Source organism: Pseudoxanthomonas wuyuanensis, assembly GCF_900215535.1.
GTDB classification, from domain to species: Bacteria; Pseudomonadota; Gammaproteobacteria; order Xanthomonadales; family Xanthomonadaceae; genus Pseudoxanthomonas_A; species Pseudoxanthomonas_A wuyuanensis.
The window spans coordinates 308,227-323,060 of record NZ_OCND01000003.1; the positions used below are offsets into that span (position 1 = coordinate 308,227).

At 65.4% G+C, this 14,834-nt stretch carries 13 protein-coding genes; 6 read left to right on the forward strand and 7 right to left on the reverse strand.

From position 1 onward, the window contains the following. Positions 1 to 295: 295 nt before the first annotated feature. Complete coding sequence (locus tag CRO39_RS08910; protein WP_097121538.1) at positions 296 to 649, forward strand: YkgJ family cysteine cluster protein; 354 nt, start codon at positions 296 to 298, stop codon at positions 647 to 649. A 234-nt stretch (positions 650 to 883) separates the two neighbouring features. Here CRO39_RS08910 and CRO39_RS08915 read toward each other — a convergent pair whose 3' ends face one another. The 5 genes from CRO39_RS08915 to CRO39_RS08935 form a co-directional block, all read right to left on the reverse strand. Then, a complete protein-coding gene (locus CRO39_RS08915; RefSeq protein ID WP_097121539.1) occupies positions 884 to 2,200 on the reverse strand; it encodes a jacalin-like lectin in 1,317 nt (438 codons plus the stop codon). A 92-nt stretch (positions 2,201 to 2,292) separates the two neighbouring features. Then, the gene (locus tag CRO39_RS08920; RefSeq protein WP_141400758.1) at positions 2,293 to 3,606 is read right to left on the reverse strand and encodes a histidine-type phosphatase; all 1,314 of its coding nucleotides are present in this window, start codon (positions 3,604 to 3,606) and stop codon (positions 2,293 to 2,295) included. Positions 3,607 to 3,679: 73 nt separating this feature from the next. Next, entirely contained in the window at positions 3,680 to 6,484 is a 2,805-nt protein-coding gene (locus CRO39_RS08925; protein ID WP_097121540.1) for a TonB-dependent receptor, read from the reverse strand. A 203-nt stretch (positions 6,485 to 6,687) separates the two neighbouring features. After that, on the reverse strand, positions 6,688 to 7,677 hold the full coding sequence (locus CRO39_RS08930; protein ID WP_097121541.1) for a FecR family protein: 990 nt from the start codon (positions 7,675 to 7,677) through the stop codon (positions 6,688 to 6,690). Continuing rightward, positions 7,658 to 8,299 (reverse strand): RNA polymerase sigma factor, encoded by a 642-nt coding sequence (locus CRO39_RS08935; protein WP_202926350.1) that lies wholly within the window; start codon positions 8,297 to 8,299, stop codon positions 7,658 to 7,660. Before CRO39_RS08935 ends, CRO39_RS08930 begins: the two co-directional genes overlap by 20 nt. 519 nt (positions 8,300 to 8,818) lie before the next feature. Here CRO39_RS08935 and dusA point away from each other — a divergent pair. The 5 genes from dusA (at position 8,819) to CRO39_RS08960 (ending at position 13,471) form a co-directional block, all read left to right on the forward strand. Next, entirely contained in the window at positions 8,819 to 9,832 is a 1,014-nt protein-coding gene (dusA, locus tag CRO39_RS08940) for a tRNA dihydrouridine(20/20a) synthase DusA (RefSeq protein WP_244904257.1), read from the forward strand. A gap of 7 nt (positions 9,833 to 9,839) precedes the next feature. After that, positions 9,840 to 10,751 (forward strand): arginine deiminase-related protein, encoded by a 912-nt coding sequence (locus CRO39_RS08945; protein WP_097121544.1) that lies wholly within the window; start codon positions 9,840 to 9,842, stop codon positions 10,749 to 10,751. Positions 10,752 to 10,897: 146 nt separating this feature from the next. Next, positions 10,898 to 11,278: a hypothetical protein gene (locus CRO39_RS08950; protein ID WP_238394722.1), complete on the forward strand. Its 381-nt coding sequence runs from the start codon at positions 10,898 to 10,900 to the stop codon at positions 11,276 to 11,278. Positions 11,279 to 11,342: 64 nt separating this feature from the next. Further along, the gene (locus tag CRO39_RS08955) at positions 11,343 to 12,029 is read left to right on the forward strand and encodes a response regulator transcription factor (protein WP_097121545.1); all 687 of its coding nucleotides are present in this window, start codon (positions 11,343 to 11,345) and stop codon (positions 12,027 to 12,029) included. Continuing rightward, the gene (locus tag CRO39_RS08960; RefSeq protein WP_097121546.1) at positions 12,029 to 13,471 is read left to right on the forward strand and encodes a sensor histidine kinase; all 1,443 of its coding nucleotides are present in this window, start codon (positions 12,029 to 12,031) and stop codon (positions 13,469 to 13,471) included. Before CRO39_RS08955 ends, CRO39_RS08960 begins: the two co-directional genes overlap by 1 nt. Before the next feature lie 7 nt (positions 13,472 to 13,478). Here CRO39_RS08960 and CRO39_RS08965 read toward each other — a convergent pair whose 3' ends face one another. Beyond that, positions 13,479 to 14,228 carry a M90 family metallopeptidase gene (locus CRO39_RS08965; protein WP_338015740.1) on the reverse strand — a complete coding sequence of 250 codons (750 nt, stop codon included), beginning with the start codon at positions 14,226 to 14,228 and terminating at the stop codon, positions 13,479 to 13,481. Between the two features lie 53 nt (positions 14,229 to 14,281). Then, positions 14,282 to 14,584 carry a hypothetical protein gene (locus CRO39_RS08970; RefSeq protein WP_097121547.1) on the reverse strand — a complete coding sequence of 101 codons (303 nt, stop codon included), beginning with the start codon at positions 14,582 to 14,584 and terminating at the stop codon, positions 14,282 to 14,284. Positions 14,585 to 14,834 lie beyond the last annotated feature (250 nt).

A 14,834-nucleotide genomic window follows, 5' to 3' on the forward strand; every position in this document is an offset into this window, starting at 1 on the left:
AGTCGACCGGAAAGAGGAAGCGGCCGTCTTGCGTGCCGCGTTCCCGTGCGAAGGCTTTGACGCGAACCAGAGCCGGACTCAGTATGGGCAGAGATGACGGGAAGAAGATCCAAGGCCGTGCCGATGGATCTGTCCTGGCTGTCGCCAGCCTGATGCGATGCCGGCCCAGTAAGATCGCCCTCTGCGGCTGGCCCATCGCATCCGCGGGCGAACCGGGCTGCGTGGTCGAGACAATGCTTTGACCGGAGCTAAAGCCCGTAAAAGACGAAAGATCAACGAATAGCGGCGACGCCTTATGACCCCAAATCACCGCAAACTCGAGGATCTGCGCCGGCGCATCCCGTCGTTCACCTGCATCGTCGGCTGCCACGACTGCTGCGGCCCGGTTACCGCCTCATCCGAGGAAGTTGCCCGGTTGCCGGTCAAGACCGAGGCCGAGCACGAAGCCGCACTGGCCGAACTCAGTTGCCCCTACCTGGGCCAGCACGGCTGCGAGGTCTATGCCGAACGCCCGCTCATCTGCCGCCTGTTCGGGACCACGCCCCGCCTGCTTTGCCCCAACGGAAAACGGCCGGTGTACATGATCGATACCCGCACCGAGAGCGAGATCCACCAGTTCCTGGCCACGACCCGGCAGGTGCTGCTGTGAGCTGCCGGGGAATGTCAGCTCGGTTCGGCCTCATCCCGCACCGAGGCGGAGCGGTTACCGCAACTTTCGAGCGCGCGGGACCCAAGGTGACCAACAGACGAGCCCTGCTTCGCCCCACCACAGCCAGTGCGTTCTCATAAGGTGGGATGGCTCGCAGCAAGGAGTGGCCAATCCGGATGGCGACACGCCAAGCTCCATGTCGCGATCCGTTCGGCAATTGGCGACTGATGCCTCTCATTCCTTCATGTAGATTGCGCCCAGTTTGTCGATTTCGTCACCGGCGCGTCCGTTGAATCCAGCGATGTGCCAACCCGCAGGTGCCGTCAGCGTATAAGAGTCAGCGGTAGGCGAACCTGCCTGTAGCCGGCGGCCTTGGTTGGTGTGAACTTCCAGCGAGAAAACACGAGTGCGATCGTGGCGCTTGCCCAAGGTAAAGGTCATCGAGACCAGTTTTTCGCCCGCCCGCAACGACAGGCTTTTCTCGGTGCCACCGGTGCCGCCATGGCCCAGGGTGACGCCGTTGCCGAGAGTGAGGGCCACGGCATCGAGGCGGGAGCCGCCGCGAAGAGTCAGTACATGGATCGGCCGCCCGGCATGGGGCGAGGCCAAATCATTGAACGGCGTGCCGTGCGGGCCACCAAAGGTATCGCTGGTGCGGACGTCCTCACCCGCAGCCCAACCGAAGCGGGTGAAGAGCGGATAATGATCGGACAGCGGCTGGCCCTGCTCGTTGTAGAACCGTGCGTCGTCGTTGCTGTAACTGTCGGCGACCAGAAGCAGGTTCGGGGCGTCGCGGTACAGGATCTTGTCCACTACTTCGCAGTCATTGCTTGGCGGCGTGCCGCATAGCAGCGCATCGGTGCCGGTGGCCGGAGCGGTGCCCTTGACCAGTTCGATCCACGGATCGCGCAGGTTGTTGGCCTGGATCAGTTCGCGGATGTTGTCTTCGCTGCGGGTGTAGCGGGTGTTGGAATCCATCATCACCAGTACCGGGTTGCCGGCTGACCAGTTCTGGATGAACTGCGACATCTGGCTGATGTTGTTGCGGCGTGCGGCCAGATCGGCGCTTCCGACGCCCGCGTTGGGATGGGCGTTGTACACGTCCAGCCACTGGCCTTCGGCCAGGCGCAAGCGCATGAAGGTGAAGCCCTTCGGCGTCAGGCAATCGGTGCCGTTGCACTGGTTCCATTTGACCCGGGTGAACTCGCTGAAGGGGTAGCTGCTCAATGTGTTCAGGCCATCGCCGAAGGCCGCGCCACCGCTGGTCGGCGTGCGGTAGGGATGGGTGTCGCCAGCGTACAGCGCGGCGTGATAGTTGAAGTCTTCCTGTACGTGGACCAGATCGAAGGCGGCGAGCTTGGGCGCCAGCAACGGCGTGTTGGTTTCGGGATTACCGCTGGAAAGGCCTTCCGGCAGGCCGGCAATGTTGTAGCTGAGCACGTCAAGCACGCCGATTTCGGACTGGGTCTGTGCTGCAGCCTGGCTTGCCAGACCGAAGGCGAGGGCAAGCGACAGGCTGCAGGCGCGGATGATGCGGAATTGCCTGGTCATGAGCGGGACTCCTGGATAGAAAAGCCGGGAAACGCCCGGCACGTCGGTTGCGCGCTCGCGTTGCCGCAGGTGCGGAAGCGGAAGAAGGCGATTCAGTTGCCGTCCGTGACGATGAAACCGGGGTCGATTGCGGTGTTCATCGCTTGCGCCAGTACGTCCAGCGGGCAGTCATAGGCCGGCGTAGCCGTGCTGCAGCCGGGAATGAAAACCTGCGCGGTCAGCGGCGGGGTATCCAGGCTGAGTGGACGCCGTTCGCGCAGTTGCGACAGGCTCTGCGCGACGTAGCGGGTGCGGATCACGCGATTGCCATCGGCGCGAAGCCAGCGTTCGAACACCAGTGCGCCGCCAGGCGGAGTCTGGTCGGGCTGGTAGCCGGGCAGCTGCCAGTGCAGGTCGAGCAGGCCGGCCAGCAGGGTCAGGGTCCCGTCGTGGCCGGAGACCACCACCAGCGGTTCGCCGTTGCCGATCGGCGCCTGGTGCATGGAGGCATCGGTGCCCTGCAACAGCGTGGCAAGCAGGCGCGAGGCCAGCTGCGAACTGGCCATCCGCGCCACGTCCGGCGCGCGCAGGCGCAGCGCGAACTCGGCCTGGTGCGGGGCGAACGCGCGCAGCAACGTAGCTTCGTCCAGCCCTCGCCAGCCCAATGCAGCGAAGTCTTGGCCGTCGGCCCAGCCCATCAGCAGGCTTTCGGTGAGCCCGGAAGCGGTCGCTGCCGGGCCTTCGATGCCGGGGATGCCTCGCGGCGGGGTGGGCAGTGCCGCCGGCACCGCATCGAGGCGGCGTTGGCTGGGCACGGCGTCAGCCGGGCAGGGGCGTTGCGCGCATTGCAACAGCAGCGCCTGCAAGCTGTCGATGGCATCCTGCTGTGCCGCATTCCAAGCCTGCGCATCGGCGCCGATGCGGCCGGCAAGTGCGGCTTGCATGCGGGCGCCGGCGATTTCGGCGTGCAACGCCGGCGGGCCATCGAACATCGGGTCGGATCGACCCTCGGCGACGTGATGCACTTCGGCATCGCAGCCGGGCGTGAGGGTTTTCGCCAGCGCCTGCGCGGTGGCGATGGTGCGCTGGGTGCGATTGGCCCAGTAGTAGGCGCGGCTGCAGTCGCGGCGATCGCCGCGCAGCAGTCCGGCCTGACGGTAGTAGGCGTGATAGTAGTTGCCGAGCAGGCTTTCCAGTTCGACGCCATTCGTGGTCAGGTGACCGGCGGGCACGGAGAAGCTCGGCCACGGCCTCAGTGAGAACTCGCCCAGCTTTTCTGGCGAGGACATGGCCGCGCGCACACCATGACGCTTGAGGATGACGACTTTTTCCAGCATGTCCTGCGCTGCACGGGCGTCGGCAAGCGGGAAGGCCAGGGCAAGGGCGAACAACACGTGGACATGCAGGTTGCGTGGGAAGAATGGCATAGGGGCGAGCGGGGAAGTTGGAAAGGGCTGCGGGAGTGGCCGATGCCGCTCCCGCAGAACACGCCGCGACGGTTCAGAACCGCGCGCGCAGGCCGAGCGACCAGGTGCGACCGTAGTCGGTGTAACCGCCGAACAGGTGGTTGCCGACGTACTGGCGCTGCACTTCGCCGGTCAGGTTGATCGCGTTGGCGAACACGCTCAATTGGTCGCTGACCTTCCACGACACGCTGGCGTCGAGGCTGCCGAAGTCGTCGCTGTTGAGCGTGGCCAGACCGGCATTGCCGACCGAGTTGACCACGTCGTCGAGCCAGCTGTAGCTGACGCGTGCGGCGAACGGACCCTTCTCGTAGAACAGGGTGGCGTTGTAGCTGTTCTTGGCCACGCCTTCCAGCGCGTCGGTGAAGGTCTCATCGCCGTCGTGGTACTCGGCCTCGCTGTCGGTCCAGGTGTAGTTGAGCTGCATGCCCAGGCCGTCCAGCGGCGCCGGAAGGCCGGCGAATACTTGCTGCCAGGCCAATTCCGCACCCTTGACGCTGGCCTGGCTGCCGTTGGTCTTGGCCGAGAGCAGGTAGGTCTGGCCCTGGTAGTCGAAATACGACTTCTGGGTCTGGATGAAGCTGGAGATGTCCTTGTAGAACAGTCCGGCGGTCAGCGCCGAGGTCTTGTCGATGTACCACTCCCAGCTCAGGTCGTACTGCCAGGCTTCGTACGGGTCCAGGTTCGGGTTGCCGCCGCTGGCGGTCAGGGTGGTGCCGGAGTTGAAGGTCAGCTTTGGCGACATGTCGGTCAGGTCGGGGCGGGTGATGACCTTGGCCGCGGCGCCGCGCAGGACCATGTCGTCGCGCAGGTCCCAGGCCGCGTTCAGCGAGGGCAGCACGTTGGTGTAGTCCTTCTCGAAATGCACCGGAGTGGTGGCACCGTCGACGACGGAGTGGCCGTCGGAGGCCGACCTGGTACGCGACAGGCGCACGCCGACGTTGCCGCGCAGCGGGCGCCCTGCCAGGTCATGGTCGAAGTCGGTCATCAGGTAGCCGGAGGTGATTTCCTCGTCGATCGTGTACGAGTTCTGCAGGTCGCCGGCCTTGGGCATCGCGTCGAAGTCGGCATCGGTCGGCCAACCGGCCCAGAACGGGTCCTCGATCGGCGCCAGCCACGAGTTCGGCAGGCTGCCGTTGGCGCCGGACAGGAAATCGCTCACCGGCAGCGAGGTGAAGTGGCTGTCATCGAAGTAGACGCCGGCGATGCCGGAGGTCTTGTTGCTCGGATCGCGGCGCTGGTAGTCGCGCGAACGCTCGCGATACTTCACGCCGGCCTTCAGGTTGCGGAAGAAGCTGCTGTCGAGCGCGCGGTCGGCGTCGAACTGCAACGCCGACTCCTTGTCGACCACGTCGATCGTGCGGAATTCCAGGCGGCGGCCGGGGGTGCCGCCGGCATCGGTCGGGTCGTAGCTGGCGAAGCTCAGGCTGGGCACGTTGTCGCCGGAGGCGATGGGGACGACCACGCTGATGCTGGTGTCCTTGCCGGTGATGAAGCGGGTGCGGCGGATCGGGTCGGAGTCCCAGCTATCGGCGGTGGAGCGGAAGGCTGTGCCGGAGAACGTCCACAAGTCGCCGATCCACTTGCCGTTGAGGTTGGCGGCCTTGTTCTCGTCGGTGATGCCGGAGGTCTCGCGGCCGATCTGGATTTCCGCTACGTCGGTGCTGAACGAGGTGACCGCGCCGTTGCTGGTCTGGACGTCGTTCATGGTCGCGTAGCCCAGGTTGCTGATGCCCAGCGCGTATTCGTCGTAGTTGACCTTCTGCCGGGCGTAGAACAGGTCCAGGTTGAGGTCGAAGCGGTCGGTCGGGCGCCACTGGAACGCGGCGCTCACGCCGGTGCGTTCGCGCTTCTCCAGTTCCAGGGTCGGGCGGAAGGAAGTCATCACGTAGTAAGGCACGCTGTCCGTGGGCGCGTTCCAGCCGACCTCGTTAACGCGGTCCTGGCGGGTGTGGCGGATCGAATGCGCCGCCGAGACCAGGAAACCGAAGGTGTTGTCGGCGCTGACCCAGTTGAACAGCCCTGACACGCGCGGATCGTTCTCGTCGGCCAGTTCGGGGTGGCTGTTCTCCAACGAGCCGCTGAACATGGTCTTGCCCAGTTGCAGAGGCTTGAACGTGCGTACGTTGACGATGCCGCCGATCGCGCCTTCGTCGAGGTTCGCGCTCGGGCTCTTGATCACTTCCAGGCCCGACACCAGCTCGGCAGGCAGCGTGTCGTAACGGAACTGGCGACCGGTCTGGCCGGAGGTGCGCACATTCTCGTTGACCGCCATGGTCTGGCCGTTGAGCGTGGTGATCTGGAAGTTGGGGCCGAGGCCGCGCACGCGCACGTACACGCCTTCGCCGCGGTCGCGGGTGATGGCCACGCCGGTCACGCGCTGCAGCGCTTCGGCGACGTTCTGCGCCGGCAGCTTGCCAATGTCCTCGGCGGCGATCACATCGACCACGTTGTCGGCGTAGCGCTTGAACCGCGATTGCTCGCTCAGGCTGCCGGCGTAGCTGCCAGTCACTTCGATGGTCTCCAGGTCGATGGCCTGCGCGGCTGGCGCCGCCGCGGTCGCGGTCCGGGTGGCGGATTTGTCGCGCAAGGTAATGATGTTGCCGTCATCGGACTGGATTTCCAGCGTGGTGCCCTCCAGGAGTTTCTTCAGGGCTTCACGCACATCCATTTCGCCGCTGACCGCCGGCGTGTCGACGCCCTGCAGTGAACCGGCGGGCGCGACTATCTGTACGCCGGCCTGGCGTGCAAATTCGGGGATCGCGTTCACCGCCGGCTGAGCCGGCACGTCGAAGCTGCGCTGTTGCGCCATGGCCTGCGGCGCGGAAACCAATGCGAGCATCACGGCGCTGGCCAGGAGGAGTTTCTTCGGTCGTATCATTTCGCTGCTCTTGGGTAGTTCCCCGAAAATGGGGCGTCATCCCAATAGAGCAGCGGCGCGTACCGTTTCCGCCACTTGTCACGAAAAATTCATGGGCGTAGCGGACCGACGACGAGGCAGCGTCAACTGCCTAGGGCGGATCCCCAATGGATGACACGCCCTAGTCACTCCCGACTGATGATCACCTCGTTGTCCTGCTGCCTTACTTGCGCATCAAACGCGGCGGCAACGGCGCGGGCGAAGCCGGCGGGGTTGCTGGTGGCGAACAGGCCCGCCACCGGTTCATTGGCCAGTTTCGTGTCGGCAATGATCAGGCGAGTGTCGCTGTACCGGGAGAAACTGCGCGCGGCATCGGCCAAGGTCTCGCCCTGAAATGCGATCTTGCCCTCGCGCCAAGCCAGTTCACGTCGCAAGTCGTCCGCGGACAGCGGTACGGTCGCGACTTCTCCGGGTTTCCCCTGCACCAACAAGCGTGTGTTGGGCGTCAAGTTAGTAGCCGCGTTGCCGCCGGGGATTTCAACGTTGCCATCCTGAACCACCACTTGCGCTGGCTGATCATCGAGTTTCCGGACGACGAAAGCTGCTGCGTGTGCGTCAAGGTGCCGCCCATCGATCTCGATCATCAACGGTTCGTCGCCGGCCGCTGCCTCGATGAACACTTCGCCGCGCACCACTTTTACCCGAAGGCGGCCGCGCTCGTCATAGACCTTAACCTTGCTCTCGGTGTTCAGCGTGAGTGTGGAGCCATCGGCCAACGGCACCCGGCGCATTTCGCCTTTGGCCGTCGCATAGGCCGTCGGCGCTGGAATGCTGACGAACAGGAATGCTACCAGCAGCGCAGAGGCTGCAACTGCGCCACTCCACCGCAATACTTCATGCCTACGCGCATTCCGGCGCGATGACCTTGCGGGCGGCCGCACTGCCACGCGACATACCGATACGGGCAACTCGTGCAACTGGCCGTGACCGCGCAACGTTTCCGCCCGCATCCACAGCGCTTTGGCCCGAACCCATGCACCGCGACGGCGTGCATCGCCAGCCAGCCAGCATTCCAGATCCGCGGATTCTTCCGCCGACAGAGGCGCACGATCCACCCGCGCCAACCACTCTGCCGCCGCCTGCTCAATATCCTTGCTAGTTTCTCGTTCGCTCATCGGCCCGCTGTTTTTCCCGTTCCATTCCCCTAGAGGTTTGGACGGGCAGGCTTCCGCCACTGGCCATCCATTCTCCCAGCCAGCGTATGCCGCGGGCAATGTGCTTCTCGACAGTACTCTCGGCCAAGCCCATGCGCTCGGCGATCTCACGCTGCGGCAGGTCATGGACGCGGCGGAGAACGAAGGCTTCCCGAGCCTGTCCAGGCATGGCGGAGATCAACGAGGCCAACCGCCGCAGCTCATCTCGATCCAAGGCAGCTCGTTCCGGCGTCGCGCCTTCGTCAGCGAACTCGACTTGACCCAGGTCTTCGATCGAATGGATCGAAACCACCTGTGCACGGCGGATATTCCTCACCACCAGCGATTGCGCGACCTGGAACAGATAGGCGCGCGGATTGAGGATGTCGTCCAGATCTTCGCGCTCAGCAAGGATGGCGTAGCTTTCTTGGATGAGATCATCTACATCAAAGGCTGGAGCGTGGCGGCGCCCCAGCCATGCGCGCAACGCAGGCTCGTGCGGCAGGACGCGCTGCATGAACCATCGGGTGCGGGCAAGATCATCCATCGCGCTGCCTTCAGACCCCGATTCTCCGCCGGATGGTCCCTGCCTGTCGAAAATCATCTGTATCGCTTCCGGCCCCCATCCCCGAACTGGAAGACGCTAAAGCTTCCATATGACAATTCGGTTTCGATGCCGCGTTGCAGCGTCTTTTTCCTCCTGCCCACCGTTCACAGCCGGCTTTGCGGCTTTTTTTGAACGGCATGGTCTTCTCTTTTCGGCCGCGGCTCTGTCGTCACAAGATCCTGGGCCAAAGGACCAAACTGCGAATCTGCGCGGCGGTGAGGAAAGAGGCAGGTTCTTGGCGTGGCTGTCATTGCCTTTATCGGCAATCAAGTGCTCGGTACCCAGGCCTTGGATTAGGGTAGAAGCTTCCGCACAATCCGCTCGGGTAGCGACGGCCCGCTGCCACAGGAACGATTGTTTGCGTCGGGCCCGGGCCACCAGCGGTTACCCGAAGCTGCGGAACCGTCGCCATTCAGGCGTGCTGCATGCGTGCGCTGATTCCGTCGTGGGGGGCCAAGCCGGGCGAACCCAGTGCGCACACCACTCTGCTTGATGCACTATCATGCGATTGCTTTAATGGATAAACAATTGAAATACAACGAAAACACCTTATCCGTCGCGCCGATGATGGATTGGACCGATTCGCACTGCCGGGTCTTCCATCGACTGTTGTCGCGGCATGCACGGCTGTACACCGAGATGGTGCATGCGCAGGCGGTGATCCACGGCGATCGCGACCGGTTGCTGGGTTTCGACGGCAGCGAGCATCCGGTCGCCCTGCAACTGGGCGGCAGCGAACCGGCGTTGCTGGCGCAGGCGGCGCGCATTGGCCAGGAGTGGGGTTATGACGAGATCAATCTCAATGTCGGCTGTCCGTCCGACCGGGTGCAGGCCGGGCGTTTCGGTGCCTGCCTGATGAAGGAGCCGGCGCTGGTGGCCGACAATGTGGCGGCGATGATCGCTGCGGTTGCCGGTTCCGGGCGGCCTGTCCCGGTGACGATCAAGTGCCGCCTGGGCGTGGACGAGGAAAACGACTACGAGCGCTTCCGCGCCTTTGTCGATACCGTCGCGGCGGCGGGCTGCCGCACGTTCTTCGTGCATGCGCGCAACGCCTGGCTGCAGGGACTGTCGCCGAAGGAAAACCGCGAGGTGCCGCCGCTGCGCTACGACTGGGCCTACCGGCTCAAGCGCGAGTGCCCGCAGCTGACCGTGGCCATTAACGGCGGCATCGCCACCCTTGCCGATGTACACGTCCATCTGCAGCACACCGATGGCGTGATGCTGGGCCGCGCGGCCTATCACGACCCGTACCTGCTGCATCAGCTGGAACATGCGCTGTGGGACACCGCGCTGCGCTCGCGCAGCGAGCTGCTGCGCAGCTTCCGGCCCTATGCCGAAAACCGCCTTGCCGCCGGGGTGGCGCTCAAGCACATCACCAAGCATGTGCTGGGCCTGTTCCATGGGCAGCCGGGTGGCAGGATGTTCCGGCAGATTCTCAGCGAAGGCGCGCACAAACCCGGCGCCGACTGGGCGCTGGTGGAGCAGGCGCTGGCGGCTACCGGGTCGCAGTCGCGGCCGGCAGCGGCCTGAGTCCGGCATGTTGACCCGCGACATCGAGGCCTTCATGCGGTTCGCGCGGGAGGTCGGCGCGGATTTCGGGCCGGCGACCGCGCGTGCGGCGTTCCTGGTGACGCCGGAAGGGTTCGCCCGCGCCGAGCAATCGGCCCAGGACAATCGTTACATGCAGGCGCAACAGCACTTCGACGCCGAAGCCGCGCTGCGCCAGCACCGCCAGTTGCATGCGGCGCTGGCGACGGAGTTGCCGGTGTTCTGTTTTCCGGGACGCGCCGAAACGCCCGACGCGGTGTTTCCGAACAATGTCTTCGCCACCGCGCCGGGGCGGTTGATCGTCGGCCGCATGCGCCATGAGGTGCGCCAGCGCGAAGCGCAGCGCAGCGATATCCGCGGCTTCTTTCACAATCTGTTGGGCTATCGGGAAATCGATCTGTCCACGCAGCCGCACCCGTGCGAGTTGACCGGCGCGCTGGTGATCGACCGCGCGCGCGGGCTGGGTTATTGTGGGCTGTCGGAGCGCTGCGACCAGGCCGGCGCGCAGCGCATGCACGAAGCCTTCGGCCTGCGCGCCACGCTGATGTTCGATCTGGCCGCCGGCGAATACCACAGCAACGTGCTGCTGGCGGTGCTGGCCGGACGCGCCGCGCTGATCTGCGCGGCGGGTTTCGCCGACCCGGCCGTCCCCGTGGCAATCGCCGGGCTGTACGCGCCGCATGCGCTGATGCTTTCCGATGGAGAACAGGCCGCCTTCGCCGGCAATGCCATCGCGTTGCGCGAAGATTCGCTATGGATGAGCGCCCACGCGGCGCACGCCCTGACCGCAGCCAGCCGGCAGCAGCTGGCCGCGGCGGGACTCTGCGTCCGCGAGGTCCGGCTGGATGCCATCGAGGCCGGCGGAGGCTCGCTAAGGTGTTGTGTGGCCGAGGTTTTCTGAGTAGTCATCTATCTGAACAAGCCGCATCGAGTTGTGGATAAGTTCAGACCGGATTCACTGCCCCAAGCCAAGACTTTGGGTCCATCTTCAGAGGGCGTTTCGGCTCCCGTTCAGTTTGGGACACCGATATCCGTTACGATTCCGTTATGCGCTGTATCCATTTCTCAATTGGGTTTGCCCTGCTGGCCTCGCTTGCCGCAGGCGCTGCCTTTGCGCAGCAGGCTGACCAGCCGCCACCGCCGCCGCAGAGCGCCCGCCCGATGATTCCGGAGTCGCGCGCCAGCCGGCATAACTCGTTGTCCGATTCGGTGCGCCGGGTCAGAAACGAGACCGGTGGACAGGTGCTGAGCGCCGAGCGCATGCAGTTCGACGGTCGCGACATCAACCGGGTCAAGTACTACGACGATCGCGGCCGCGTGCGTTACCGGGAAGAGGCGGACCAGTCGCGCCGGCAGGCGCCGTCGCGTCCGCGCCGGGATATTCCCAGTGAGCCGCCTGCACGCGGCGATAACCCTTCCAACCCGTAGTCTTACGTAGAATCGGTTCGTAAGCACTCGCGGCCACGGCCGCCCGCATTTCCAAGGAGAGTCCATGCGTATCTTGCTGGTCGAAGACGAAGCCCCCCTGCGCGAAACCCTGGCCGCACGCCTCAAGCGCGAAGGTTTCGCGGTCGACGCCGCCCAGGACGGCGAAGAAGGTTTGTACATGGGCCGGGAGGTGCCGTTCGATGTCGGCATCATCGACCTGGGCCTGCCCAAGATGTCGGGCATGGAGCTGATCAAGGCGCTGCGCGATGAGGGCAAGAAGTTCCCGGTGCTGATCCTGACCGCGCGGTCCAGCTGGCAGGACAAGGTCGAGGGCCTGAAGCAGGGCGCCGACGACTACCTGGTCAAGCCGTTCCATGTCGAAGAGCTGCTGGCGCGTGTCAACGCGCTGCTGCGCCGCGCCGCCGGCTGGAGCAAGCCCACGCTGGAATGCGGCCCGGTGGCGCTGGACCTGGCCGCGCAGACGGTCAGCGTCAACGGCAGCAATGTCGACCTGACCAGCTACGAATACAAGGTGCTGGAATATCTGATGATGCATGCCGGCGAACTGGTCTCCAAGGCCGACCTGACCGAGCACATCTACCAGCAGGATTTCGACCGCGATTCCAACGTGCTGGAAGTCTTCATCGGCCGCCTGCGCAAGAAGCTGGATCCGGAAAGCGAACTCAAGCCCATCGAGACCGTTCGCGGCCGTGGCTACCGGTTCGCGATCCCGCGCAACAACGAGGACTGATGGCCCGCGCCAGGGACGCGGAGCCGTCCAGCGCCGGCGGCCGGGTCAGGTTCGACGGCTGGCGTCCGCGTTCGCTGCGCGCCCGCCAGCTGCTTGCGGCCAGCATCGGCCTGCTGGCGTTTCTGGCCTTGGCCGGCTACGCCCTGGACAGCGCCTTCGTCGCCACCGCCGAAGACAACCTGCGGCAGCGGCTGAAGGCGTACGCGCTGAAGTACGTCGACGGCATCGAGTTCACCCGCAACGGCTTGCTGGTGCCGCCCTACGATCCGCCTGATCCGCGCCTGGACATGCCCGACAGCGGCCTGTACGCGCAGGTGGTGATGCCCGACAGCACCTGGGGCTCGAATTCGACGCTGGGGCCGGAACTGCCGCAGTCGCCCATGCTGGGGCCGCTTGAGGAAGCGTTCGACGCGGTCGATTTCCGCCGCGCCGACGGCAGCCAGAACCGCGCCTACCGCTACGGCGTGGGTTTCGTCTATGCCGAACTCGGTCCGGACGAGGAATTTCCGTACACCATCTACGTACTGGAAGATGCGATGTCGCTGACCTCGCAGATTCGCGTTTTCCGCGGCGCCCTGTGGGTCTATCTGGGCAGCGCCGGGGTATTCCTGTTGTTGCTGCAGATGCTGGTGCTGCGCTGGAGCCTGCGCCCGCTCAAGCGCGTGATCGCCGAACTGACCCGCGTGCAGGCCGGCGAAGCGCCCGGCATGAGCGAACGCCATCCGGTCGAACTGCAGCCGCTGACCGACAGCATCAATGCCTTCATCGACAGCGAGCGGGAAAACCTGGATCGCCAGCGCAATACGCTGGCCGACCTGGCGCACAGCCTGAAGACGCCGCTGGCGGTATTGCGCACGCAGATGGACAGCGGCGCGGACGACGCGGCGCTGCGGCAGGAACTGGACGCGCAGCTCAAGCGCATGAACGGCCTGGTGTCCTATCAGCTGGCGCGCGCGGCTTCCAGCGGCCACAAGCTGTTCTCCGCGCCGGTGGCGATCGAACCGCACGCCGAGGAGATCGTGCGCGGGCTTGAAAAGGTCTACGCGGCCAAGGGCGTGCTGTGCGAGTTCGACCTCGACCCGGCGGCGCGCTTCTACGGCGAACCGGGCGATCTGCTGGAACTGCTGGGCAACCTGCTGGAGAACGCCTTCAAGTGGGCGCGTTCGCGGGTGCTGCTGACGGTCAAGCCGGGCCGGGTGATCGCCAACCGCCGCGCCGGCCTGCTGCTGTCGGTCGAGGACGATGGCCCGGGCATTGCCGAAGAAGACGTGGTGCATATCCTGCAGCGTGGCGTACGCGGCGACGAACGCGTGCAGGGCCATGGTATCGGCCTGGCCACGGTGCAGGATCTGGTGCGCGAATACCGCGGCGAGCTGCAGGTCCGGCGCTCGCAGGAACTGGGCGGCGCGCATTTCCAGGTCACCCTGCCGCCCGGGCTGTAAGCGCAGGCTACAGCAGCGGCGGCGGGCCGTAGAAGCGGCGCAGATGCGCGGCCACATCCGGCATGGCCTGCTTCAACAGCCGCGGCGCCGAGAAGTGGTATTCGGTGACGACCGCGAAAAACTCTTCCGGGGCTTCGGCCGCATACGGATCGATGGCGGTGTCATCGCCGGCATCTACCGTGGCGCAGAACGCGTCGTAGCTGCGCTGGAAATCGTGCGCCCACTGCCGCTGCCAGGCATGCGGCAACGGCGGCGTGCCATCCATTTCGCCATCCAGCGCATCCAGCTTGTGCGCCATCTCGTGCACGGCCACGCAGAAACCGGCGTCGGGTTCGGCCAGGTCCGCCTGCACATCGGCCCAGGAAAGAATCAGCGGCCCCGCGCCCCAGGACTCGCCGGACAGTTCGTCTTCCCACTCGTGCAACACGCCGGCGGCATCGGTATGGCTGCGGTGCACGCGGAACGCATCCGGATAGACGATCAGCTGCGACCAGCCGCGCAGTCCGGCTGCGCCGAATTCAAGAAGCGGCAGGCAGCACAGCGCCGCCAATTGCAGCCGCTGGCCGGCGTCCAGCTCAAGTCCGGCGAGCGGGGTAATGGTTTTCTGCTGCAGGAAGCGCGCGCTCAACTCGCGCAGCCGCGCCGCGCGCACGTCGTCCAGCGCGGAGAACCAGGGTGCGGAAGCCAGCACCTGCTGCCAGCGTTGCGGATCGATGGCGTCGGCGGCGTTGCGGAAACGTCGGAACAGCCCCAGCACTGCTTAGCGGACGTTGGCGGCTTTGGGATGGGATGCGACGTCCATGACACCCTCTACCGGAACATGCCCGGCAGGAAGCTGTGCCATTTCGGCGCACGCGGCCGGGTCATCGGCGCATCGTCATCGTCGCCGCCGCCGCGTACCGGTGCCGCCGTGTTCGCCGGCGGTGCCGGCTGCGCGTATTTGTTGCGTACCGCCGCGGTACGCGGCCGGTCGCTTTGCTGCAGGCCGGCCTCGGTGGATTTTTCCACCAGTTCCTGGCAACTGGTCGAGTTGTCGGGCACCGGAGTGCGCCCGTTCTGGGCGGCGGCCACGCAGGTCCACAGCAGCAGCAGGATTGGCAGGGCGCGCAACATCGGGGACTCCTGTCGGTGAAGGCACACGGGCGGAAAGCCGGACGAATATAGCCGGAAACCGCACCGGCGGCATTAATGGCTGCGTCCGCCGGGCCGAAGCGTCCTGGAATCGCGACGAACCGATGCCGCGGCACCGGGGTTTACCGCATCGCAGCATCTGCGCCCCGGGGCATCCGGCCAGGCGGCGCCCGCATCTCGCGCATAATTGATGCATGTCCGCTCCCCGCCCGTTGTCCGAAAGTGATTCTCC

Excerpts from the sequence above, each read along its gene's own strand:
- CRO39_RS08910 (WP_097121538.1), top strand. The coding sequence starts at position 296 with ATGACCCCAAATCACCGCAAACTCGAGGATCTGCGCCGGCGCATCCCG.
- CRO39_RS08915 (WP_097121539.1), bottom strand. The coding sequence starts at position 2,200 with ATGACCAGGCAATTCCGCATCATCCGCGCCTGCAGCCTGTCGCTTGCC.
- CRO39_RS08920 (WP_141400758.1), bottom strand. The coding sequence starts at position 3,606 with ATGCCATTCTTCCCACGCAACCTGCATGTCCACGTGTTGTTCGCCCTT.
- CRO39_RS08925 (WP_097121540.1), bottom strand. The coding sequence starts at position 6,484 with ATGCTCGCATTGGTTTCCGCGCCGCAGGCCATGGCGCAACAGCGCAGC.
- CRO39_RS08930 (WP_097121541.1), bottom strand. The coding sequence starts at position 7,677 with ATGAGCGAACGAGAAACTAGCAAGGATATTGAGCAGGCGGCGGCAGAG.
- CRO39_RS08935 (WP_202926350.1), bottom strand. The coding sequence starts at position 8,299 with ATGATTTTCGACAGGCAGGGACCATCCGGCGGAGAATCGGGGTCTGAA.
- dusA (WP_244904257.1), top strand. The coding sequence starts at position 8,819 with ATGGATAAACAATTGAAATACAACGAAAACACCTTATCCGTCGCGCCG.
- CRO39_RS08945 (WP_097121544.1), top strand. The coding sequence starts at position 9,840 with ATGTTGACCCGCGACATCGAGGCCTTCATGCGGTTCGCGCGGGAGGTC.
- CRO39_RS08950 (WP_238394722.1), top strand. The coding sequence starts at position 10,898 with ATGCGCTGTATCCATTTCTCAATTGGGTTTGCCCTGCTGGCCTCGCTT.
- CRO39_RS08955 (WP_097121545.1), top strand. The coding sequence starts at position 11,343 with ATGCGTATCTTGCTGGTCGAAGACGAAGCCCCCCTGCGCGAAACCCTG.
- CRO39_RS08960 (WP_097121546.1), top strand. The coding sequence starts at position 12,029 with ATGGCCCGCGCCAGGGACGCGGAGCCGTCCAGCGCCGGCGGCCGGGTC.
- CRO39_RS08970 (WP_097121547.1), bottom strand. The coding sequence starts at position 14,584 with ATGTTGCGCGCCCTGCCAATCCTGCTGCTGCTGTGGACCTGCGTGGCC.